Origin of the sequence: Gimesia aquarii (genome assembly GCF_007748195.1) — a bacterium.
Taxonomy (GTDB): domain Bacteria; phylum Planctomycetota; class Planctomycetia; order Planctomycetales; family Planctomycetaceae; genus Gimesia; species Gimesia aquarii.
Window position 1 is genome coordinate 3,600,263 of record NZ_CP037920.1, and the last position, 21,092, is coordinate 3,621,354.

The following is a 21,092-nucleotide window of genomic DNA, read 5'->3' on the forward strand; positions in this document are numbered from 1 at the left end:
TATGTAAATTTGTAGATATGTTTTGAGATTTCCAATTTCTCCCTCCCGTACAGTAGACCACCAGAATTGCCATTGCTAATCTTTCCCCCGTAGTCTGCGGGACCGGCAAGCTTTATGTCGGTTTGACATTTTGACATCCTGTATGGAAAGATTAGGAAAAAGAACATGACAATAAAATCATCATGGAGAGTTGTTTTAGCAAGTCTGTTGTGTCTACTGCTTATTCAACCAGTTTCTGCAGAAGAAACTAAAAAGAAGGGGGAACATGATTGGTTGATCAAACACCCTACAATTCAGAAACTCTTAAAACTGCACAATAAAGAACGAGCTCGACATGGGCTGCCTGCATTGACCCTGAACACAAAGATGTGTCTCAAAGCTCAAGAACACGCCACTTGGATGGCAGAAACTGGTTACTATCAACACAGTAATCTACCTTGGCCGGAAATCATTTTCCAGGGGCCCACATCAGCAGAAGCTGCTGTCAATGGGTGGATTGCCTCACCGGCTCATCACTCGATTATGCTAACTGGAACTCAAGCTGGTTTCGGCTACATGGTCATTAATGGCCAATATTATTGGGTAGGGGTCTTTCAATAAGAGCGAGTCAAAAAATGCTCTGAAGGCATTTGCCACTAAGTTAACAATGACAAGGCTGATTTTGGTTGATGATAAGTCTAAATGCTTCTTGCGTTTAAAACCAAAATCAGCCTTGTTCTATTTGACCCAGTCTGCCACAATCTAGCTCTACTGACTCATGTAGTTTGGCCAGATTTGGATGTTGACCTCAATCCTGGCTATTAAGTGATTTTTCCGACTTTGCAACGGAGTAATTTGAAGGAATGTCCATGTATCTAGTTTCCCGCCTGAATCTGCTACTGTTGACTCTCTCATTCACAATCTTTCTCACAGGATGCCCCGGCCCTTCCACGGAGAAGACCGAAGAAGCGGTTTCAAAATCGGATACCGATTCAAATTCGAATTCTGATGAAAAAAATTCAGAAGAACCTCCTGAAGTGTTATTGGAGCCATTCGATGCTCCTACTCTTGCTGAGCTGGACGCAAAAGCGAAATGGGAGAAACAGCCTGTACTAGATAGTTTGGAACTGTTACGCGAACGTCAGAGTAAAGAAAAACCACTGGTTAGTGTTTCTGAGGCTCTTAAGCTCAAAAATACCAATCAGGAAATCAATGAAAAAATCTTGAGCGCGTTAGGCAGACTTCCCGAAAGTGTGGAAGACGTCGATTGGGGGGCAACCATCAATCGTCATGTCTTGGCGGACCTCAAAAGTACCAATCCAATTATGGGTAGCTCTTCGGTTGAATTTGAAGTCTCTTCTCTGACCGGTTTTGGCTTATTTAGTTTCGACTGGAACTTCATTCCATTTGCTGTCTCAGACACAGTTGTTTCGTGGGATACCAGTGAAGATAAACTATACGACAAAGTCGTGCTGCGAGATGATCTCACCTGGTCAGATGGCGTACCAATTACCGCTCATGATATTGTGTTTACTTTTAAGACCATCATGAATCCCAAAGTCCCTGTTCCAGCTGTGCGATCTGGAACGGACCAGATTCGTTGGATTCAAGCCTACGATGATCAAACTCTGGTTTTCTTTCACAAAGAATCCCTGCCAACAAACGTATGGAATCTTAATTTCCCCATTATTCCCAAGCATATTTACGAGAAAGAATTGGAAACCGATCCGACTCTTCAGGATAGTGAATATCATGTGAAATATGAAAACAATCCTGTTACCGGTGGACCTTATGAATATGAGAAAAGAGTGCGCGGCCAGGAAATATTGCTGCGCCGTCGAGAGAGCTGGTATATGCATGATGGGAAAGAGGTCCGCACTCGTTCTTATTTTGAGCGAGTGCGCTTGCGAATTATTCAAGACCCGAACACGGCGCTATTGGCCTTGAAAAAAGGGGAAATTGATGAAATGGCATTGAATCCCGAGCTTTGGAAAACCCAAACCAAAGGCGAGGATTTTTATAAGAATTGTACAAAGGCAAATGGTCTGGAGTGGGTCTATTTTTACTTCGGTTGGAACACAAAGACGTTATTCTTTCAAGACAAAAAAGTACGACAGGCAATGGCTTATGCCTTCGATCATGATGAAATGTTAAATGAACTCTGTTATGGCCTCTATCAACCATGCACCGGGATTTATCACGAAACGGCCTGGATGTCACCAAAGCCAATGACAAAACCGTACAAACAAGATTTGGATAAAGCAGAAGACCTACTCGATGAAGCGGGCTGGATCGACCACGACGGTGATGGAATTCGTGACAAAAAATTTGATGGAAAAGTAATTCCGTTTCGTTTTTCTATTATGACTTCCAACAGACCTTTATCACTTTCGATCTGTACGTTGCTCAAAGAAAACTTGGAGCAAATTGGTATCATTTGTGATGTGAAACCGACTGAGTTTACTGTGATGCAGGAAAAATCTCGTAAGCATCAATTTCAGGCGATGTTTGCCGGGTGGGGAACAGGCACGGATCCCGACACTTCCATCAACTTATGGAAAACAGGGGCAGGCAGAAACTACGGAGAATACTCAAATCCAGAAATCGACAAACTCTTTGAAGAAGGGCGTCGAGAATTCGATAAAGACAAACGAGCGAAGATTTACGGAAAGATTCATAAAATCCTCTACGAAGATCAGCCTTATACATGGCTCTATTTTCGAAATTCCTTCTATGGATTCAATAAGGATTTGCGAGGGTATGTATTCAGTCCACGCGGTCCCTATGGATATGGCCCTGGCTTCAGCAGCCTGTGGAAGCCCGTCCCAAAATAGTCTCTGCTTTTGGTCTCTATCCTGAGTTCTCGCAGAATGGAGACCACCTGAAAGGCAGGGCAGGGTTGTATTGTTATTTGTAGTGATTCTGTTTGTGGATTGATTGAAAAGCATGTTCAGCTATCTCGTGCGAAGGCTCTTCATCGGGTTCATTACCCTCATCCTGATTACCTTCATGATCTTCGGCTTGATTCGAAATATGCCAGGTACGCCTATTTCTGTGAATATGGCAATGATTGATCCTGGAAAAGAACTGAATCCAGCAGATATTGAGCGTATGAAAAAAGCTTATGGGCTGGATAAACCCTGGCCACAAGCTTACGTGTTATGGGTAAAAAATGTAGTGCAGTTTGATTTTGGACGGTCAATCTCCCGGAAGCAACCCGTTGCCCGCTTGATAATGGAGCGGATGGGCCCCACATTGATTTTATCTGTGAGTTCTTTACTGCTAACCTATCTGTTGGCGATTCCCATTGGTCTCTATTCTTCGGCACGCCAGGGACGACTGGATGAAAGAACGACGGGCACAATTCTCTATATGCTCTATTCATTTCCCAGCTTCGTAGCTGCTTTGTTTTTACAGATCTATCTGGCAAATAAATTAGGGTGGCTACCACTTTATGGAATGAAGAGTGATGGGTATTCTTCCATGACATCAACGCAACAAGCGTGGGATATCTTTAAGCATGCTTTGATGCCAGTGATTTGTTATACGTACGGCAGTTTGGCTTATTATAGCCGCTTCATTCGAGCGAATATGCAGGAAGTTTTGCGGCAGGATTACATTCGCACCGCGCGTGCAAAGGGCTTAGGTCCTGTCAATGTGCTGGTCAAACATGCGTTTCGTAACACATTCATCCCGTTAGTCACATTGATTGGTTTAACGCTGCCATCATTATTGGGTGGTTCTGTGATCATTGAACGCATTTTTAGCTGGCCCGGAATGGGACAGCTTTATTTTGAGTCGATCCTGGAAAGAGACTATCCCACCATCATGGGATTGACTTTGATGTTTTCGATTTTGACTTTAGCAGGTCAGTTGCTGGCTGACATCTTTTATGCACTGGCAGACCCAAGGGTCAAAATTGCAGATCATTAATGATAAGACGCGATCTTTTTTTAATATTTGTCATGTTTACGATTTGAATCATTAAAACATTATGCAAGAGAAATCTGAAGATAACTTAGACGCTTCCTCTGAATCGAAGCCAGTGAAAAAATCTCCCAGTTTCTGGGCTGAAACCTGGCAGCGTTTCAAGGGCCGAAAAATGGCGATGCTGGCCTTAATTTATATCTGTTTTTTAGGGTTTGTTGCCGTTTTTGCCCCTGCGATTGCAGGAACAAAACCGATTATTTGCAAATATAAAGGGCATATCTATTTTCCAGCATTGGGTTATTTTCGACGTGAATGGGAGAACCCGATTTTTCTAAAGGATCGATTTCGAAATCGTTATCCGAAAAATCTCATTGAGAAAGATCCAAATAGTTGGGCAATTTGGCCGTTAGTGTATCAGGATCCTTATCGCCGCGTATATGACAATGAATGGAAAGGTCTGCCTGGTAATCCAACCCAGGATAATGGTGCTCCCAGCCTTAGAAACTGGTTTGGAACTGACCAGCGCGGCGTCGATGTCTTTACTCAGATGGTGCATGGGACAACAATCGCTTTATTAGTCGGTTTTGTTTCTATGGGGATTGCCGGCTTTATTGGAATTATTGTGGGGGCTTTAGCCGGTTTTTATGGGAAATGGATCGATATGGTCCTGAGTCGCCTGATTGAAGTCGTGATGTGCATTCCAACTTTAATTTTGATACTCGCCATTATTGCGATTATCGATTCTCCCACAATTTGGCACATGATGGCGATCATTGGTTGTACAGGCTGGACAGGAATTGCACGGTTGGCGCGTGCTGAGTTTATGAAACTTCGTGAAAGTGATTTTGTCCTAGCAGCGAAAACGACGGGTGTTGGACAGTTCCGCATTATATTTCGTTACATCTTGCCAAACTCACTGGCGCCAGTACTTGTTCCCATCACATTTGGAATCGCAGCAGCGATTCTGATTGAAAGTGGTCTCAGTTTCCTGGGCTTTGGGGCACCCCCTCCTAACCCGAGTTGGGGAACACTACTTAATCTGGGAAGACAAAATTTGCAGATGTGGTGGTTGATCTTCTTTCCAGGAATGGCAATCTTTCTGGCTGTCTTGGCATATAACTTGATTGGTGAAGGATTGCAGGAAGCATCTGATCCGCGATTACGGGATGCCAATTGAGAATCACAGCTTATTTTTGTGTGAGATCTTTTTCTTCAGCCAAAACAGTTTCCAGCTTACTCAGTTTTTGAGAAACCTCATCGGCTTCTTGTGATGCGAGAGGGCGGTTGCCGTATCTGACCCGATAAAACAGTTTTGTAAATCGGTCCGGATAATCAATGATTTGGGCCTGAGTCAGGTCAGAGTTCAAATCAACTTGAACATGATCTGAAAACTCTTGTTGAGTTTCCGAGTGATTTCGCACCAGACCTTTTTGGGCGAGTAACAACCGGAATTTTTCATAAAAGGCTACATCTACTGAGTTCAACGCTTTCTTTTGCCCTTTCTTTGGATGAAGCAAATAACGTACGAGTCTGATCATTAGTAGTAAACTCCACTTCAGCCCAAAAAAGAGACCAGCAATAATAAAAACAGCAAGCCCTCCTTCCCAGCTGAACCAGCGACGGGGATTCAACAAAAGGTTTTTGCCCTTGACCACCATGCCTGAAATCATAGAACGAAAATTGAATAACCATTGGTTTAACTTTTTGCCCACTCGGAAAATGGGATCATAAAAGGTTTGTTTTTGTCTCTGATAAGAAACTCCAATGACATAGTCTGACCAGAACTCAGACAAAATTTTTGTCATACCTTTCCAACTACTGAATGAGGTCGCATTCTGAGCAACGATTGTGGCACGCTGTAAAGCAGGAGTTGCGTCCAGAGTTTCCCAGCGATCGTTCAGAAACGCTTCTACCCAGGAATGGGCAAAGCGTTGTTGAATCTCCAAGCGATTTGAGAGCATTTTTTCTTCACCCCCTTTGAAGCCACTAATCACCCTCGCAGGAATTTTGATCGCTCTCAGCATCAATGCCAATGCCGACGCATAATATTCACAATGTCCCGATTTTCGGTTAAACAGAAAATCTTCTACGGGGTCAATCGTTGGATCAGCGATTGACATATTGAGAGTGTAGCTGAAATCCCCTGAATCCCGTAAGTACGATTCAATAAATTTGGCTTTCTCGCGATCTGATTTCAATTCCGGGTGAGAAGCGATTAACTCTTTGGTGAACTGAATCAATTTTCGTATATCTTTTTTGGGTAGCTGTAGATACATCCGTGGGTCATCTAACTGATCCAGTTCAAGATTATCGCCTGGTTTTTTGGCTGTCAGTACATTGTATTTGGTGTTTTCATTACGATTCGGTGGTTCTGACTGGCGAACTTCCATCGTTTCTATATTTAAACGATTTTCCGTATTGCTCAGCATGTCCATGCCCAAGCATGGATACATAATAAATAAAACATCAGTCCCGATCGGTTCCAGAATGATTTCCTGCCGGTAGAGTGATTGGTCGTCAAGTTCTGAGGAATTTAAGAGTCTCCAGTTTGATCGTCTTCTGACTTTACTCCAACCACCATTTTTATAGTTAGAAAGAACTGCACCTCGAAAAAGAGGTTCATCCAATCCAAATTTCTCGACAAACTCTGAAATTGTGACCGGTTCGTCAGATTCATTATCATAAATCGAAAGCTCTAAAACCCGTTCTGAACTTTCGAGAATTTCACCCATTTCACCCAACTGCACTTTTTCAGTAAAACCGACTAAAGGTTGAGCATCTGCTTCAATTGATTCGTTATTGAAAAATGAACGATTTACCCACAATCGTGGTATTAATAAAAAGAAACACATTGAGATCAATAATGCGCTGATTGAGCAGCCCGCAGAGGCCCAGAAGAATTTACCGGTGAGCCATTGACGGCTTTGATCAAATTGAACTCCACTGCGTACCTGACTTGTCTGTTGAAAAGGGGAAGCTGCATTGCTCTCAACTGCTAATCTGGGGATCACCTCGGGAGAATTCTGTTGTAGAAATGTGTTTCGGGTACGGTAAAGCGAAAAAATGGAGAGTGTCCAGATTGATAAAAACAAATAGATAACCAGCAGGATTCCATAATATCCCGATTCGGTCAGAACCGAACCAACCGCAATTTGCAGAAATCCTAACGCGCAGAGCCACCAGTATTGAGTGTCTCCTTTTTTTTGCAGTAGGATGATCCAGGTCAGATAGACTAAAAAGTGAGCACCGGAAAGCAAGCGGCCTTCAATATCTGAAAAAAACTCGGCACACACAAACAGAAAGGCAAGGAGCCCCAGAACATTTGCCCACAGAGGACTCAAGCTAAACTTAGACCAGCGATCTGTGAAGAACAGCGTGAGTAAACCCAGGGGGATTGTTACCAACTGGGGAAAAGCGCCACCTTCTGCCAGCATAAACATGATGCTGGATAAAGATATGAGCAGATAAATGCTGAGTTGAAATGTGAGTGTTAAGTTCACGGGTTAATATCCACTAGAATTAATTTTAACGTCAATTTATTTTGCTTCCAGAACCAACCAGCGCGAGAGGATTTCAGGTGCCGCTTCTATCGTTATAGGCTGTCCGTTGATCTCAATCCCTTGCTCTTCAAAGATGGATTGTAAATGGTCCTCTTTATTCGAACCGTTTTCTTTTCTTGTTGTCACTAAAACCGTTCTCGAACGCTGAGAATGCGCCTGTGCGATTGACGCTCCAAACTTCATTTCAGGCTTTGAATTTCCTGGTTGTAATGTTGCCAGAAAGTCCAGCAAGTATTCTAGTCCCATCGAACCGATGCCGACTTCCAAAACTTCCAGTGACTTTCCCTGTGAAATCAAAGTCAGCTTGGTGTCGCGGCTGTTCTTTAAATGCTCTCGGCAAAGTGTTCCGACAAAGCTGACTGCCCATTCCACCCGTTCTTGCTGATTCTGATCTGCAGAGGAAGGTAAATACAAGTCCAGTCCTATGATCAAATCATAGTTTCGATTCTGCTGATATTCCTGAACCATCAATTCTCCCTGACGAGCAGAACTTCGCCAGTGAATGGCGCGCTGGCTGTCGCCAGTTCGATACTCACGAATATGGTTAAATTCATCATCGAACACACCACGTCGATTTCGGTTTTGTTGAGCCATTTCTGCAATAGAGAAAAAGTCATCAGTCCAATGCGAACTTAATCTTCCTATTTGAGGATGAACGATGATTTCGCTATATTCTGAAAAGACAGCACCACGTTTAACCAACCCCAGTGGATATCGTGTGGAAACTTGTAATGGGCCAAACTCGTATACTCCTCGACGCATCAACTTGGCATAATAGTGCGCTGATAACTGCTGTCTAGGCCCCACTCTGCGAAAGACGACTGAAGCTTCCAGTTGATCATCTTGGTTTGTAAAGTAATCGTTCACTTCCATCAGGTAAGCTGCAATGAGGCGTTTACTGTTTTTTAGAGTAATTTCTGCCGTAAAAGACTCACCCACCATCACCCGTTTGGGAATGATCCGCTTGAGTTGAATATTTTTTAACATACTGAATGTGATCCAACCATTTAAAACGAACGGGCCCGTCATCATCGCAAACACAAGCATCAACATATTTTCTCGAGACAGCACCGAGCCGACGAAGAGGACCATCATCATCATTAGATAAACCATACCATCTCGCGGAAGTGAAACGCGGTTGCGTCCAATGCGTTTGACCTGGAATCGTTTTAACGTCGGGAAAACAATCAGCAGTACATGATGAAGTCCCCAGAGAAAGAGGCCTCCACTGGCAAGACGCAGGATTAACGGGAGATTATGGTGGAATCGTCCCAGTGTGCGCGGGGCTTGAAATGTATATATAAAAATAAATATGCCAATGAGCATCAAAATGAGTCCTTGGCGGCACTCAACTCGATTACTCCAAAATTTAATTAAGATACGTTTCATATTTTTGAATTGATTACTGGCAGCCAGCAACACTTAAAGTCTTGAATGATTCAGGAGGGAGTGGTCGTTCCATGACACTTCTATTTTATCAGGAAGTATAGAAAGATCTATGGATAAAAATGGAAGGAAAAATCCTTTGCTTGAAGAGATAGTTTGAATAACATTCGCCAATTCCATTTTACTTCAAAGCGTGTAGTCCTAAATCGTTTCGTTTTTGATTGAGGAGGGCAAACGCGCGTGGTTCTTTTTTGAGAAATTTAATTAGTTGTGATGCTGAACATTTTAAATATTCGCTGGCTTGTTTGAGGTCAAACTGATAATAGGCAAGCGTATCCATTGCCTCAGCTAGCAACGCGGGGAAGTCATCATGTTCAGAATTGACTTTGATTGTCCCGTTATAAATTCTCCGTTGCCATTGGTTGCTTGCTGATTTTGGAATCTCAGGTATACGGTGTTGAAGAGCCAGATTGATACGCAATCGAAATAACGCAACCGAACGGTTCCGACCTTGTTGGCGTTTTTCAGAGGCTTCACCCAGTATCTTTGTTGGGAGATGTTTAATGACCACTCCCGTTTCGACTTTGTTACGATGCTGCCCTCCAGGTCCAGATCTTCTGACATTTTGAATTTGGCAGTCTTTCAACAACAGCTCATGATCAAGACAGGCGGGGTGTGTTTTTTCAGAGAGAGAGTTTACATCGTCAGATGATGTCATCATGAATGAAGAGACTTTGTAAAAGAAGAGGAGAGATTTTTAAGAGTACTTCACAGAGCTGATACAACCGATTATGATATATGAGTTATCTATTATTATAGGTCGTTTCAAATATCGACTGCCAGTAGTTTCCTGTCAGAATTAATATCACTTCAAGAACCTGAATCTTATGCTGAAATTTGTCATTAATGGGGTTGAGTTAAGACCCCCAATACTAGTTTGCTTAGCTCTTGTCTACTTAACAATTACAGGTTGTGGAAAAGCACAGGATCCAAATAGCCGGCCTGTGACAGAATACGTACTGCAATCTGGAGGTAAAGTAATTCGAGTTTCCAGTGATCTGCCTATCGATTCTACTGCTAAGATTCCAGAAGAAGATTTTTCGATACGAGAAATTGATCTTACCAATGCAAAAATTAAAAACATTGATATGAAAAAACTATCTGATTTGCCAAATTTGGAGTCACTTAATTTGCATGGAACGCGATTGAATGATAAAGGTTTGGCCCTGATTACAAATTTACCAAATCTAAAATCACTGGAACTTGCTTATACTCGGGTTAGCGATGAAGAAGTGAGTAAATTGACACGTTTTCCTAAGCTAAAAAAAATCTTTCTCTATGGAACAGCTGTAAAGCCACAAACAATTGAAGATCTCAAATCAAATCTGCGTGGGAGCGTGGTTTATAAGTAAGTGGGAATACCATCGCTGTAAATTGTCTACTAACTTATTTTGCAGCAGAATTTAAAGGCTTCTGCCAGGGAACGCTTCCATAACGTTGAATCTCGGCTCTTAATAAAGCCGACAGCTCGTTAAACTTTTTACGATTTTTATTTGCGAGGTCTTTTGTCTCAAGAGGATCCGTTTTCAAGTTGTAAAGCTCCAGAGGAGCAAAGGGGCTATTTTGCAGCAGTTTCCAATCACCGCTACGAATCGCTTCGATTGTTTTTCCGCCATATCGATTACCTCCTTCGCGTCTACGGAAAAACCAGTGCTTTCGTAAAGAGAGTTGTGACTTTCCTTCCAGTGTGGGTAAAAAGCTGACGGCATCCAAATTGGCGGGAACTGTGATCCCAGCAGCTTCACAGAGTGTTGGAAATAAGTCCATACTCATTGCCATAAAATCAGTTTGCGAGTGTGGTGCAATTCGATTTTTCCAGACGATTCCGGCAGGAACTTTGAGCCCTCCTTGGTAAACACTTTGCTTCCCGTCCCGTAAGTTACCATTATTGGCACCGACGTTTACCTGGCCTCCATTATCAGAAGTGAAAACAATGATTGTATTTTCGCTGAGTCCCGTTTGATCCAAGGTTTGAATTACTTTGCCAATACCAGCGTCCAAATGCTCAATCAAAGCGACGAGCTTTGCCCGTTTCTGTGTAATGCCAGCTTCGCGCTGTGTCACCTTTTCAACCCATTCATCGGGAGGTTGAATGGGAGTATGGGGCGCATTATAGGCCAGGTAGAGAAAAAACGGTTCTGTTGTCTTTGCCTGTTGTTCCAAAAATTCACAAGTCCAATCGGTAAATAAATCGGTCGCATGCCCTTTGGGGGTGATTGTTTTCTGATTGAAACGCATGTAATTTACATTGTGCCTGCGATGGAGATAATAGTCGTCCATCATGTCTCCCAGGAAACCATGAAACGTATCAAATCCACGTTCATTTGGCGTATTCGGTGATTCTAATCCCAAGTGCCATTTCCCAATGATTCCCGTGTGATACCCGGCTTGTTGGAAGACATTTGCCAAAGTTGGGGCTGATGGTAGAAAATATCCCCAGCTATTTTCCGGATGAGTGCGAATGACACCGGGAACTCCAACCAGATCCTGATAGTGGCCCGTTAATAAAGCAGCTCTTGTAGGGGAGCAAACCGGGCAATTCGCGTAAAAGTTTGTAAATTTCATACCACTCGCAATGAGTTTGTCGATATGCGGCGACTTTAAGTCTGAGGCTCCATAACTGCTCAGGTCCCCATATCCCAGGTCATCGACTAGAATGACAAGTACATTGGGGGAAGCTGGTTTTGTGTTTGCGTCTGCTGCGCTTGTGCTCCAGAGTAGAACGAGTAGTAGGAAAAAAAACGCTCGCAAAGAATGGGGCACTTGCATCGGATGAGATTCTTTCTGTTTCATAGAACGTAGTTAGCTGCTTCTTATGTTGCGAAATCAGTCCATAATTTTTCAAATTCCGATTCAAACCGAATCAGCAAATCAGGGTCATTCGTAATAATCAAATTTTCGGAATTATTTTTTGAAGCACTCCGAGTCCAATTATAACTGCCCGTCAGTACCAATTGGGAATCAAATAAGGCAAATTTATGATGCATATGAAATTCCGTTTTATCAATCCTCACGGGGATACCTGACTCAGAAAGATGTTCTATGTCGGAACCCAGATCGAACGATTTATCATTATCAGAAATAACACGAATTTGGATTCCACGTTGATGCGCATCTTTGATTGCGGTTGTTACGCGGTCGTCAGTAATTGTGAAAACACAGATATCAATCTGCTTACGGGCAGAAGAAATCAATCTGCAAATTCGATGGGAACAATCATCTCCAGGGCTGAATAATGCCTCTGAACTCAGAGAGGATTCTTTTTTACCAGCATTCGACAAAATTTTCATAACTTCTTCTAACCAACTTAAACAGTCATTGTCAGAAGAACTAGCTGGTCTATACTCTCTAAAGATCTGAAATGCTTCGACGCGGATCAGGGATAAGCTCTGGTCCGTGAGTTTGATGTGGGAAAAAATTTGATTTAACGCAGCGCGTTCGCTACGTGTCATCTTATAATCGTCGAATGTCTGTAACAGCATATTGCGGATTTGTGAACGATCCATTAGTTTGCCATTGATACTATCTAGAGAAATATGGTGCTAGGAGTTGTTAAGAATTCCATGACATGTTTCAATTCATAGTAGCGTGAATACTCTTTATGGAAAAGATACACAGATGAAACTATTGATCGCAGGCAGTTCAGGACTCGTAGGATCAGAATTATGTCGGGAGCTGGAAGCGGATTCAGCCAATGAAGTTGTACGGTTGATTCGTGAAAAGTCTTCCGATACATCAGGCAAAACAGCCATCTGGCAACCCAATCAGGATCTCCTGTCTCCGGAAGTTTTTTCGGGAGTTGAGGCTGTCATCCATCTTGGGGGAGTCAATATTGCTGATAAGCGTTGGACATCCGATGTAAAACAAGCGATCTTTAATAGCCGTGTGCAATCAACCAAGCTGCTGGCAAATACGATGGCCTCTCTCGAGACTCCTCCTTCCACGTTTTTATGTGCCTCTGCGATTGGATTTTACGGAAATCGCAGTGATGAACGACTCGATGAATCCAGCGAACGAGGTCAGGGATTTTTAGCAGATGTCTGTGACGCCTGGGAACATGCCACTCAACCTGCAGCAAGTGCGGGAATTCGTGTCATCAATATGCGATTGGGGATGATTCTAGATAAACGGGAAGGCGCTCTGGCAAAAATGCTGACACCGTTCAAATTGGGAGCGGGAGGAAAGGTGGGGTCCGGATCACAATATTGGAGCTGGATCGCATTGCCAGATGTGATTAAAGCAATTCTGTTCTGTTTGCAAAATAAAGAAATAGAAGGTCCTGTCAATTTTGTGGCTCCCGATGAGGTCACTAATCTGGAATTCACTAAAACACTGGGGACTGTTCTGTCGCGACCGACTGCTTTGCCAGTTCCTGCCTGGGGAATTAAAGCCCTGTTAGGCGAAATGGGACAGGAATTAATACTAAGTAGTGCTCGAGTGACGCCACAACGGTTGCTGGATACCGGGTATGAGTTTCAATATGCTAAGTTAGAAAGTGCGTTGCGCGGCATTCTCTAATCTCACAACGGATTCTGATAAACTACACTATTGGAGAATCGGAAGTGATGAGCCTGGATTGTGCTGATATTCTTTGGTGACAATCGAACCAATAAGCGTGGTGGGTGTGACATCAAAGACTTCAACCTGGGCTAAAGATCCTGCCAGACGTGGATTCCCGTCAAAGACGACAATTCGATCGCAGTTGGAGCGTCCCATTAACTGTTCAGCCAGCGATTCATTTGAATCTTCTGTCACTTTTTGCGCAGACTTACTTGGTCCTTCAACGAGGACTTCCACTTGTCTGCCAATGAATTCCGCATTGTCTTCTTCGCTGATTTCATTTTGTAATTTCAGCATTTCATTGTTACGACGCTTCTTGACGTCGTCTGGAATATCATCGGAAAATCGTTCGGCTGCTTTTGTGCCGGGGCGTTCACTATATTTGAAGATGAAACTGTTTTTAAACCGAAATTCGCGAATCGATTCCAGGCTTTTCTGATGTGATTCTTCTGTTTCGCCGGGATGTCCCACAATAAAATCACTCGAGACAGAACAGCCAGGCAAAATCTCATTAATCCGTTGCATCATATCTCGATAATCTTCAACGGTATAGCCGCGCTTCATGTATTTCAAAACGTCATTGCAACCATGTTGTAAAGGAACATGCAAATAACGAGTCGCCTTGGGGAGATCACGAATCGCTTCCAGCAGATCATTCGTCATATCTTTAGGATAACTGGTGACGAACTTAATACGATCAATTCCCTCAATATCATGGATGAGATAGAGTAAATCAGACAAGCGAAAGAGTTTGCCATCCTGAGTGTGTTTGTAGCTGTTAACAGTTTGCCCCAACAGAGTGACTTCTTTGACCCCCTGATCAGCCAGTACTCTGACTTCAGAAGCAATCTCTCTTGGCGAGCGACTTTGTTCGGGACCTCTTGTCGAAGGAACAACACAATACGAACAAAACTTGTCGCAACCAATCATGATTCGCACAAATGCCTGGAATGGTGAAGGTCGCATTTCGGGATCACGCAATGGGTCATAGCTTTGGAAGCTGTTTGTGATTTCTGTATGTTTTCCGTCTTTGCGTCCTAGACCAACAGCGAGTTCGCGGCTGCGTTGATTCTGACTATGATGAATTCGTGCTTTGTCAATTAAACTTGATACTTGAGCAAGCTGACCGGTTCCTACAACAAAATCAACCTGGGGCGCTTTTTGAAAAATCAGTTTCTGATCTTTCTGCGCCATACAGCCCATCACTCCGATTACTTTTTTCGGATTTTTTCGAGCTCCATACCGAAGTCTACCCAATGAGCTATAAATCTTATGCTCAGCATGCTCTCTGACACTACATGTGTTAAAGAGGATGGTTTCTGCTTCTTTAACGTCTTTGGTCAGCTCATATCCACGTTTTCGAAGGTCTGCCACAACCAGTTCACTGTCGAGCATATTCATCTGACAGCCCACAGTTTCTATGTAAAGTTTGTGGTTATGGTCAGTCAGGACTTCTGAATCAACTGCAGTATCGCTAACAGGGAGGGGCTCTGCTGCATGGTCATTGGTTTGATCAACGTGAGACATTAATGGATTCAACTACTCTCTATAAACAAAAAAACTGCGAGCAGAATGTAAAACAATCAGCCCGCATCAGATTATCCTGAAATCATAAGTGACTAAGCTGCTGGTGCTTTTTGATCTGAAGGATTCGGTTTTACTTCTTGATCTGGCGAATCACTTTGAGATACTTTTTTCCCATTTTGGGATAATTCTTGTGTATACTCAAGAGCCAATTGGTGGGCGACCACTTTCTTGTGATGCGTCATTAATGAGGCCAGAGACTTCAGAGCTAAAAGTGAAGCAACGACATACAAGACCAGATTCCAGACATCCATGTCAATCCTCCCTGAGATCCATGGTGGCACAATTATCGTGATTTCAGTAATAACTTACTGTTGAAAACTCCCTTGAACTTATCGAATACAAGCTGAAACGAGGTTCATTTTGTATTTTTGCAACACTTGAAGATAATTCAATATCATTTGAGCCAGATTCATGAAACCTACTCAAAAGAATCATAAAAAACATGGTTTTCTGCTGATTCATTCGAAAAAGAAGCAAATGAACTGGCATTTTTGCATTAATTCATTTCAAAGCCAAGCGATTTGCAAATGACTATTCGCGAACACGTTCCACATAGGAACCTGTGGCGGTTTCCACTTTAATTTTTTCACCAACATTAATAAACGCAGGCACGTTCACTGTAGCGCCCGTTTCGATGGTGGCTGGTTTTGTGACGTTTGTGGCTGTGTTTCCTTTGGCGGCAGGCTCAGTGTAGGTGACTTCAACAATCACCTGTTGTGGCGGGTCCATACCGATCAACTGATCATTCCAGAATAAGAGGCCGCAAATTGCTCCATCCAGCAGGTATTCTGCAGCATTTCCGCATACTGATTCATCAATCGAATATTGTTCAAATGATTCATTGTCCATAAAGTGCAGACCGGTTGCATCTTTATAAAGGTATTGACCATCTCCCTTGCGGATATCAGCCTGTTCCAGGCTTTCGCCCCCACTTTTATAAGTGCGATCAAGTATGGTACCTTTGAGCAAATTTCTCAGTTTCGTACGATATAAGGCCTGACCTTTGCCCGGCTTGACAAAGTTGACTTCAATCATTTCATAAGGATCACCGTCGACGATTACCTTAATACCTTTACGAAAATCGCCTGTACTGATTTGTGGCATTGCTGAATTTCTCTGACATTGAATGTGTTGTACAAAAATACGTTTGTGTAATGTATCCAAGGGCGAAAGAATAACATATCTTTCAACTATTGAAAACGGAGAGAGGTCGAATTGTTACTCAATTCCTGCCGCAGATTCTCTTGATTTTACGAGTAGAAACAGAATTTTTGTGATTCAGTCAGGGTCTCAGACAGTCAGACGACTGAAATCAATCAGCTTTATCTATTGGGAATGGATCAATTTATGTCACCCAGCATTGCAGAAACGACCTGGCAAAAATCACTCGCTCAGGCAATCCGCGATCCCGAGGAACTGATAGCTCGGTTAAATTTACCGAGCAGTCTACTGCAACCCGCGTTACGATCTGTTCAATTGTTTCCATTAATGGTTCCCGTTAGTTATTTGAACCGGATTGAGCCTGGAAATCCAGATGACCCGTTACTGAAACAAGTTCTGCCTCTGGAAATTGAGACCCAAACAGTTCCCGGTTTCACTGCCGATGCAGTTGGCGATTTGAACGTCCGTAGTACTCCTGGAATGTTGCATAAATATCAGGGGAGAGCACTTCTGATGGTAAGCGGTGCCTGTGCCATTCATTGCCGCTATTGTTTTCGCAGGCACTATCCCTATGGAGAGGAACCTCGCACCTTAGCTGATTGGGAGCCCGCCTGGAATTCACTATTGTCTGATTCATCAATTCAGGAAGTCATTCTCAGCGGAGGCGATCCGTTATTACTGACTGATGTCCGTTTACAGGAACTATGTGAGCGAATCAGTGAGATTCCTCACGTTAAGCGACTACGAATTCATAGCCGCTTGCCAGTTGTGCTTCCAGATCGAATTCATTCCGGTTTATTGGACTTGTTTCAACGTCTTACGGAAAACGGAACGACTGTCTGGATGGTCATACACGCTAACCATCCAAATGAACTTGCAGAGGATGTCGAAATTGCGATCCGTCAGCTATTACAGGCAGGGATCCCGGTTTTGAACCAGTCTGTCTTGTTGAAAGGCGTTAATGACTCGGTTGATACACTTTTAAAGCTTTCTGAAAGCCTGATTAATCTGGGAGTCATGCCTTATTATTTGCATCAATTAGACCGTGTCAGTGGAGTAGCACACTTTGAAGTTGCGGAGGAGCAGGGCCGTGAACTGATTCGTGAATTACGAAGGCGACTTCCCGGCTATGCAGTGCCACAATACGTCAGGGAAATCGAAGGCGAACCTCATAAAATCTCTTTACTGGGCTGACATTTATTTTTGGTCGGGGAGGCATTGAACCAACTCGGAAAATCGCTCACCACGCTCTATAAAGCTGGAAAACCAGTCATAACTTGCACAGCCCGGTGAAAGTAAAATCACATCACCTGGTTCAGAGTGTTGAAAAGCCCAATCAAATGCCTCTTGAAATGATTTGTGAGGGTGAGAAATCAATGCCGAAGCAACTTGACTCTCGACGGGATTGAGATTTTCTAAGAGATGAGCTAATGTCGATCCTGTTTCTCCCATCAAGGCTGTCGCTTTTGTCTGATTGAGAATGGTTTTTGCAAACTCTGTCAGATCCACTTTTTTGTCAGACCCACCTGCCAGTAGAATGACAGGGACTTGAGAAAACGCATTGATTGCACAAATAGCAGATTCGGGTGTCGTAGCCAGTGAATCGTTATAAAAACGCCGGTTCTGGAATTCACCGACGAATTGCAATCGATGAGGTAAACCTTGAAATGCCTCTAAGCCTGTTTGTATCGATGCTTCATCAATCTCCACGCAACAGCAAGCCGAAATTGCTGCAGACGCATTCATGCGATTATGCCTGCCTGGCACTTTGAGTTGTGCCTGAAATTCCCTTTTGGGATCGGAAATCATAAAGGAATCGTTCGTCATCAGCACGTCCGGCTGCAGATGTGTTATGGCTCCAAATGTGGAAATGTTCCCATGTGTTTTCCAACTCTGTAAATCTGAATCATCGGCATTAAGGACGGCAAAATCATGTTCTGTTTGCCAACGCAAGATGGCTTGTTTCGATTGTCGATAGTGTTCCAGGGTGTGATGCCAGTCCAGATGATTCGGACTAAAATTGGTCACAACTCCCACATGCGGACTGGCTTGAATACGATTCAGTGCATCCAGTTGAAAGCTGCTGAGTTCTAATACGACCCAGTCTTCCGCCTGGATCTGATCGACGACAGGTAACAGGCTCACGCCGATATTTCCGCCTAACCAGCAGCGAGATCCGTTCGCCTCCAGAATCGAATAGATCATCGCTGCTGTAGTCGATTTTCCATTACTGCCAGTGACTCCGATGAATCTGCCACGGTTCAATTGCCAAAAAAGTTCGATTTCGCTGGTTAATGGGATACATTGCTCTTGCGCATATTTCATGAGTGGGTGAGCAGGGGGGATCGCAGGATTCAGAACCAGTAAATCTGTCGCAGGTAATTCTGTTGGTGAACTTCCCAATTCATATGCGATGTCAGGATACATGCTGAGTTGTTTTATCGATTCAGAGAGGGCCTCTTCATTCTGGCTATCAATGACAGTGATACTAGCGCCCCATCGGGAAAGGTACTCAATGGCTGCAATTCCCCCTCCAAACCGCCCTAAACCAAGCACGGTTGCATGTTTCCCTTTCAAATCAAAGTCATGAATCAGGAAGGGTTTGATTGGCATAAGCTATTTTCTCGCTTTGGGTGCAACAACAAATCTTTGCACACAAGTTAGATTAAGAAAACTCCAAAGTGATTGAAATGATCAGGTAAGGGACTCTTGCATCAGTAGGTTTGCATATTTAGAAAATCCTCGGTAGTCTAATTTTGAATTCATAATCATTCAACATTGGTCAATGAGAGGATCAGTCCATGATACTCGCTGCTCAGAAAAATATCTGGTTAGGACTCCATCCAGCTGACTGGATTGTACTGGCGCTTTATTTCGTCGTCATTCTTGCCATTGGTATCTGGTCGGTCAAAAAAGTGAAAGATATGGCGGACTTCTTCATGGGAGGTCGTCGGTTTGGCAAAGTGTTCATGATGTTCTTTGCCTTTGGTTCCGGTACAAGCAGCGAACAGGCCATCAGTGTCGTAGCGGGAACATGGCGCGCAGGACTGGCTGGTATCTGGTGGCAGTTTCTCTGGTTATGGGCAACTCCCTTTTATTGGATTGTCGCGCCTATCATGCGGCGGATGCGGGCGTTGACCACCGCTGATTTCTTCGAGACCCGCTTTAATGGTCCCACAGCTGTGATGTATTCTTTCTATGGTATTGCGATTTCAATCACGTTTATTGCCGGTGGTTTATTTGGCACAGGAAAAATGGTCGATGCTTTAACAGGAAACGAGTTAGACCGCATTGCTGTCAAAGCCGACATCATGGTTCCCGCAGCCGAATGGGATGCAAAGGAAAAAACATTCAAGATCACAGAGCGAAGGCTGCAGGGTTATGAGTATGCAATCCTAGCGGTAACAGTCATGTTTGTGATTTACGGAATGGCAGGGGGATTAGGTGCCGCCATTATCACCGACTTCATTCAGGGTATTCTGACGATTGTGTTCTCGTTTTTGCTTTTACCGTTCGTCTTTTATCAAATTGGTGGTTTTGGCGAATTACATAAACAGGCCGATCTCAAGCAGGGGATGCTCGATTTGGTCGCCAGCCCTCAAGTTGCTGCCACATTGGGGAGTGAGCCCATTACTCCCTTTTATGTATTCATGTTGTCCGTGACAGCGCTCGCAGGTATTGTAATTCAACCTCACATTATGGGAGTCTGTGGTGCAGGAAAAACGGAATATGAAGGTCGTTTTGGATTCACTGTTGGAAACTTTCTCAAACGATTTTGCACCGTTGCCTGGACGTTTACCGGCCTTGCCTGCATTGTCTGGTACATGGGTGATAACAGCCCGCTGAAAACGTCTGATGATCCTGCCGATCAAGCGATTTATCAATCGTTGGTGATGCGGGCCAGCCCGGAATACAATCAGCTTCCCGATGAGGAAAAAGCAAGAATCGACAAGCATGACCGCAACTTTGCTGACAAACTCTTTGGAATGGCTGCGCATGATATTCTGCCCCGCATTGCACCAGGCTTGATTGGGCTCTTGCTGGCTTCTCTGTTAGCGGCGGTCATGAGCACCAGCGACGCGCAAATGATTATCTCCAGTGGTTTATTTACGGAAAATATCTATCGCAAATGCATTGTGAAAAACCGTTCCCAGCGTCATTACCTCTGGGTAGGACGTTTGTCTGGATTAATCATTGTGATCTTAGCACTTATTTTGCAAACCACATTTACCGACATCATCGCAGCCTTGAAAGTGATTGTAAAAACGCCCGCCTGTATCGGCATCAGCCTCTGGTTTGGCATTGTCTGGAGACGTTGGAATGTCATTTCTGTCTGGGTTTCCACATTAACTGGGATTCTCGTTTGGATCGCCGTCGCCTTTAGGGCTGACTTAATTCATCAAACGGGTCTGTTTCCTGAAAGTATGTTTAAAACGGTGAAAGAGCAAATTGTGATGCGTGATGTGTGGCAAATGGTATCATTTATGGGGGTTGCCATTCTCAGCGGTATCATTGTCAGTTTACTGACGAAACGGCAATCTCAGGAAAAACTCGACCATTTCTATCAGCTGATGCATACTCCTGTGAAACTGGGTGAGGTCGTGCCTTCACCGTGCACACTTCCAGAAGAACCTGAACCAATGGGGAAAAAACTATTCCCCAATTCAAAAGACATCGAAATTCCCAGACCGACCTTTCAGGATCTGGGTGGCTTTGTCTTAGCCTGGTGTGCTGTGTTTGCCATTATTTATTTGACGAAACTGCTTTCAGAATACGCGTGAGAATTTGGATAGGTCTAATCTCAACGACAGGATTCAGATCTCTGTCTGTTTTAGAGACGTATAAGGCAGTAGGGGGGAAGCTGTTTAT

17 protein-coding genes are annotated in these 21,092 nt (G+C 43.7%); 8 read left to right on the forward strand and 9 right to left on the reverse strand.

Annotated features, from left to right (window positions below; all coding sequences use genetic code 11):
• The first annotated feature begins 165 nt into the window (after positions 1–165).
• From V144x_RS14175 to V144x_RS14190, 4 genes are all read left to right on the forward strand, one after another.
• The gene (locus tag V144x_RS14175) at positions 166–600 is read left to right on the forward strand and encodes a CAP domain-containing protein (protein WP_144985803.1); all 435 of its coding nucleotides are present in this window, start codon (positions 166–168) and stop codon (positions 598–600) included.
• Positions 601–848: 248 nt separating this feature from the next.
• On the forward strand, positions 849–2,813 hold the full coding sequence (locus V144x_RS14180; RefSeq protein WP_144985804.1) for a peptide-binding protein: 1,965 nt from the start codon (positions 849–851) through the stop codon (positions 2,811–2,813).
• A gap of 112 nt (positions 2,814–2,925) precedes the next feature.
• Positions 2,926–3,912, forward strand: a complete 987-nt coding sequence (locus tag V144x_RS14185) for an ABC transporter permease (protein ID WP_144985805.1) — start codon at positions 2,926–2,928, stop codon at positions 3,910–3,912.
• A gap of 61 nt (positions 3,913–3,973) precedes the next feature.
• On the forward strand, positions 3,974–5,086 hold the full coding sequence (locus V144x_RS14190) for an ABC transporter permease (protein WP_144985806.1): 1,113 nt from the start codon (positions 3,974–3,976) through the stop codon (positions 5,084–5,086).
• A gap of 10 nt (positions 5,087–5,096) precedes the next feature.
• On the opposite strand, the gene V144x_RS14195 is transcribed toward V144x_RS14190, so the two are convergent.
• From V144x_RS14195 to V144x_RS14205, 3 genes are all read right to left on the reverse strand, one after another.
• A complete protein-coding gene (locus V144x_RS14195) occupies positions 5,097–7,409 on the reverse strand; it encodes a transglutaminase TgpA family protein (protein ID WP_144985807.1) in 2,313 nt (770 codons plus the stop codon).
• A gap of 36 nt (positions 7,410–7,445) precedes the next feature.
• Entirely contained in the window at positions 7,446–8,795 is a 1,350-nt protein-coding gene (locus tag V144x_RS14200; protein ID WP_197998932.1) for a DUF58 domain-containing protein, read from the reverse strand.
• 241 nt (positions 8,796–9,036) lie between these two features.
• Positions 9,037–9,576 carry a peptide chain release factor family protein gene (locus tag V144x_RS14205; RefSeq protein ID WP_197998933.1) on the reverse strand — a complete coding sequence of 180 codons (540 nt, stop codon included), beginning with the start codon at positions 9,574–9,576 and terminating at the stop codon, positions 9,037–9,039.
• Positions 9,577–9,742: 166 nt separating this feature from the next.
• Here V144x_RS14205 and V144x_RS14210 point away from each other — a divergent pair, with 166 nt between their 5' ends.
• Positions 9,743–10,267: a leucine-rich repeat domain-containing protein gene (locus V144x_RS14210; protein ID WP_144985809.1), complete on the forward strand. Its 525-nt coding sequence runs from the start codon at positions 9,743–9,745 to the stop codon at positions 10,265–10,267.
• A gap of 34 nt (positions 10,268–10,301) precedes the next feature.
• Here V144x_RS14210 and V144x_RS14215 read toward each other — a convergent pair whose 3' ends face one another.
• On the reverse strand, positions 10,302–11,708 hold the full coding sequence (locus V144x_RS14215; protein ID WP_232102815.1) for a sulfatase family protein: 1,407 nt from the start codon (positions 11,706–11,708) through the stop codon (positions 10,302–10,304).
• A gap of 20 nt (positions 11,709–11,728) precedes the next feature.
• Positions 11,729–12,421 carry a phospholipase D-like domain-containing protein gene (locus tag V144x_RS14220; RefSeq protein ID WP_144985810.1) on the reverse strand — a complete coding sequence of 231 codons (693 nt, stop codon included), beginning with the start codon at positions 12,419–12,421 and terminating at the stop codon, positions 11,729–11,731.
• A 112-nt stretch (positions 12,422–12,533) separates the two neighbouring features.
• On the opposite strand from V144x_RS14220, the gene V144x_RS14225 reads away from it, so the two are divergent.
• A complete protein-coding gene (locus tag V144x_RS14225) occupies positions 12,534–13,433 on the forward strand; it encodes a TIGR01777 family oxidoreductase (RefSeq protein WP_144985811.1) in 900 nt (299 codons plus the stop codon).
• A gap of 27 nt (positions 13,434–13,460) precedes the next feature.
• On the opposite strand, the gene miaB is transcribed toward V144x_RS14225, so the two are convergent.
• The 3 genes from miaB to efp all read right to left on the reverse strand — a co-directional run bounded on the left by miaB (position 13,461) and on the right by efp (position 16,166).
• Positions 13,461–15,002, reverse strand: a complete 1,542-nt coding sequence (miaB, locus tag V144x_RS14230) for a tRNA (N6-isopentenyl adenosine(37)-C2)-methylthiotransferase MiaB (RefSeq protein WP_144985812.1) — start codon at positions 15,000–15,002, stop codon at positions 13,461–13,463.
• Between the two features lie 92 nt (positions 15,003–15,094).
• The gene (locus V144x_RS14235; protein WP_144985813.1) at positions 15,095–15,313 is read right to left on the reverse strand and encodes a hypothetical protein; all 219 of its coding nucleotides are present in this window, start codon (positions 15,311–15,313) and stop codon (positions 15,095–15,097) included.
• 280 nt (positions 15,314–15,593) lie between these two features.
• Positions 15,594–16,166, reverse strand: a complete 573-nt coding sequence (gene efp, locus V144x_RS14240) for an elongation factor P (protein WP_144985814.1) — start codon at positions 16,164–16,166, stop codon at positions 15,594–15,596.
• Between the two features lie 243 nt (positions 16,167–16,409).
• Between efp and epmB the strand changes: the two genes are divergently transcribed.
• Positions 16,410–17,417, forward strand: a complete 1,008-nt coding sequence (gene epmB / locus V144x_RS14245) for an EF-P beta-lysylation protein EpmB (RefSeq protein ID WP_144985815.1) — start codon at positions 16,410–16,412, stop codon at positions 17,415–17,417.
• 3 nt (positions 17,418–17,420) lie between these two features.
• Here the strand turns inward: epmB and murD are convergent, their stop codons facing one another.
• Entirely contained in the window at positions 17,421–18,836 is a 1,416-nt protein-coding gene (gene murD / locus V144x_RS14250; RefSeq protein WP_144985816.1) for a UDP-N-acetylmuramoyl-L-alanine--D-glutamate ligase, read from the reverse strand.
• A gap of 188 nt (positions 18,837–19,024) precedes the next feature.
• Here murD and V144x_RS14255 point away from each other — a divergent pair, with 188 nt between their 5' ends.
• Positions 19,025–21,004 carry a sodium:solute symporter family protein gene (locus V144x_RS14255; RefSeq protein ID WP_144985817.1) on the forward strand — a complete coding sequence of 660 codons (1,980 nt, stop codon included), beginning with the start codon at positions 19,025–19,027 and terminating at the stop codon, positions 21,002–21,004.
• The last annotated feature ends 88 nt before the right edge of the window (positions 21,005–21,092 follow it).

Excerpts from the sequence above, each read along its gene's own strand:
- V144x_RS14185 (WP_144985805.1), top strand. The coding sequence starts at position 2,926 with ATGTTCAGCTATCTCGTGCGAAGGCTCTTCATCGGGTTCATTACCCTC.
- miaB (WP_144985812.1), bottom strand. The coding sequence starts at position 15,002 with ATGTCTCACGTTGATCAAACCAATGACCATGCAGCAGAGCCCCTCCCT.
- efp (WP_144985814.1), bottom strand. The coding sequence starts at position 16,166 with ATGCCACAAATCAGTACAGGCGATTTTCGTAAAGGTATTAAGGTAATC.
- V144x_RS14255 (WP_144985817.1), top strand. The coding sequence starts at position 19,025 with ATGATACTCGCTGCTCAGAAAAATATCTGGTTAGGACTCCATCCAGCT.
- V144x_RS14205 (WP_197998933.1), bottom strand. The coding sequence starts at position 9,576 with ATGATGACATCATCTGACGATGTAAACTCTCTCTCTGAAAAAACACAC.
- V144x_RS14190 (WP_144985806.1), top strand. The coding sequence starts at position 3,974 with ATGCAAGAGAAATCTGAAGATAACTTAGACGCTTCCTCTGAATCGAAG.
- V144x_RS14215 (WP_232102815.1), bottom strand. The coding sequence starts at position 11,708 with ATGAAACAGAAAGAATCTCATCCGATGCAAGTGCCCCATTCTTTGCGA.
- V144x_RS14175 (WP_144985803.1), top strand. The coding sequence starts at position 166 with ATGACAATAAAATCATCATGGAGAGTTGTTTTAGCAAGTCTGTTGTGT.
- V144x_RS14235 (WP_144985813.1), bottom strand. The coding sequence starts at position 15,313 with ATGGATGTCTGGAATCTGGTCTTGTATGTCGTTGCTTCACTTTTAGCT.
- V144x_RS14225 (WP_144985811.1), top strand. The coding sequence starts at position 12,534 with ATGAAACTATTGATCGCAGGCAGTTCAGGACTCGTAGGATCAGAATTA.
- epmB (WP_144985815.1), top strand. The coding sequence starts at position 16,410 with ATGTCACCCAGCATTGCAGAAACGACCTGGCAAAAATCACTCGCTCAG.
- V144x_RS14210 (WP_144985809.1), top strand. The coding sequence starts at position 9,743 with ATGCTGAAATTTGTCATTAATGGGGTTGAGTTAAGACCCCCAATACTA.
- murD (WP_144985816.1), bottom strand. The coding sequence starts at position 18,836 with ATGCCAATCAAACCCTTCCTGATTCATGACTTTGATTTGAAAGGGAAA.
- V144x_RS14200 (WP_197998932.1), bottom strand. The coding sequence starts at position 8,795 with ATGCTCATTGGCATATTTATTTTTATATATACATTTCAAGCCCCGCGC.
- V144x_RS14180 (WP_144985804.1), top strand. The coding sequence starts at position 849 with ATGTATCTAGTTTCCCGCCTGAATCTGCTACTGTTGACTCTCTCATTC.
- V144x_RS14220 (WP_144985810.1), bottom strand. The coding sequence starts at position 12,421 with ATGGATCGTTCACAAATCCGCAATATGCTGTTACAGACATTCGACGAT.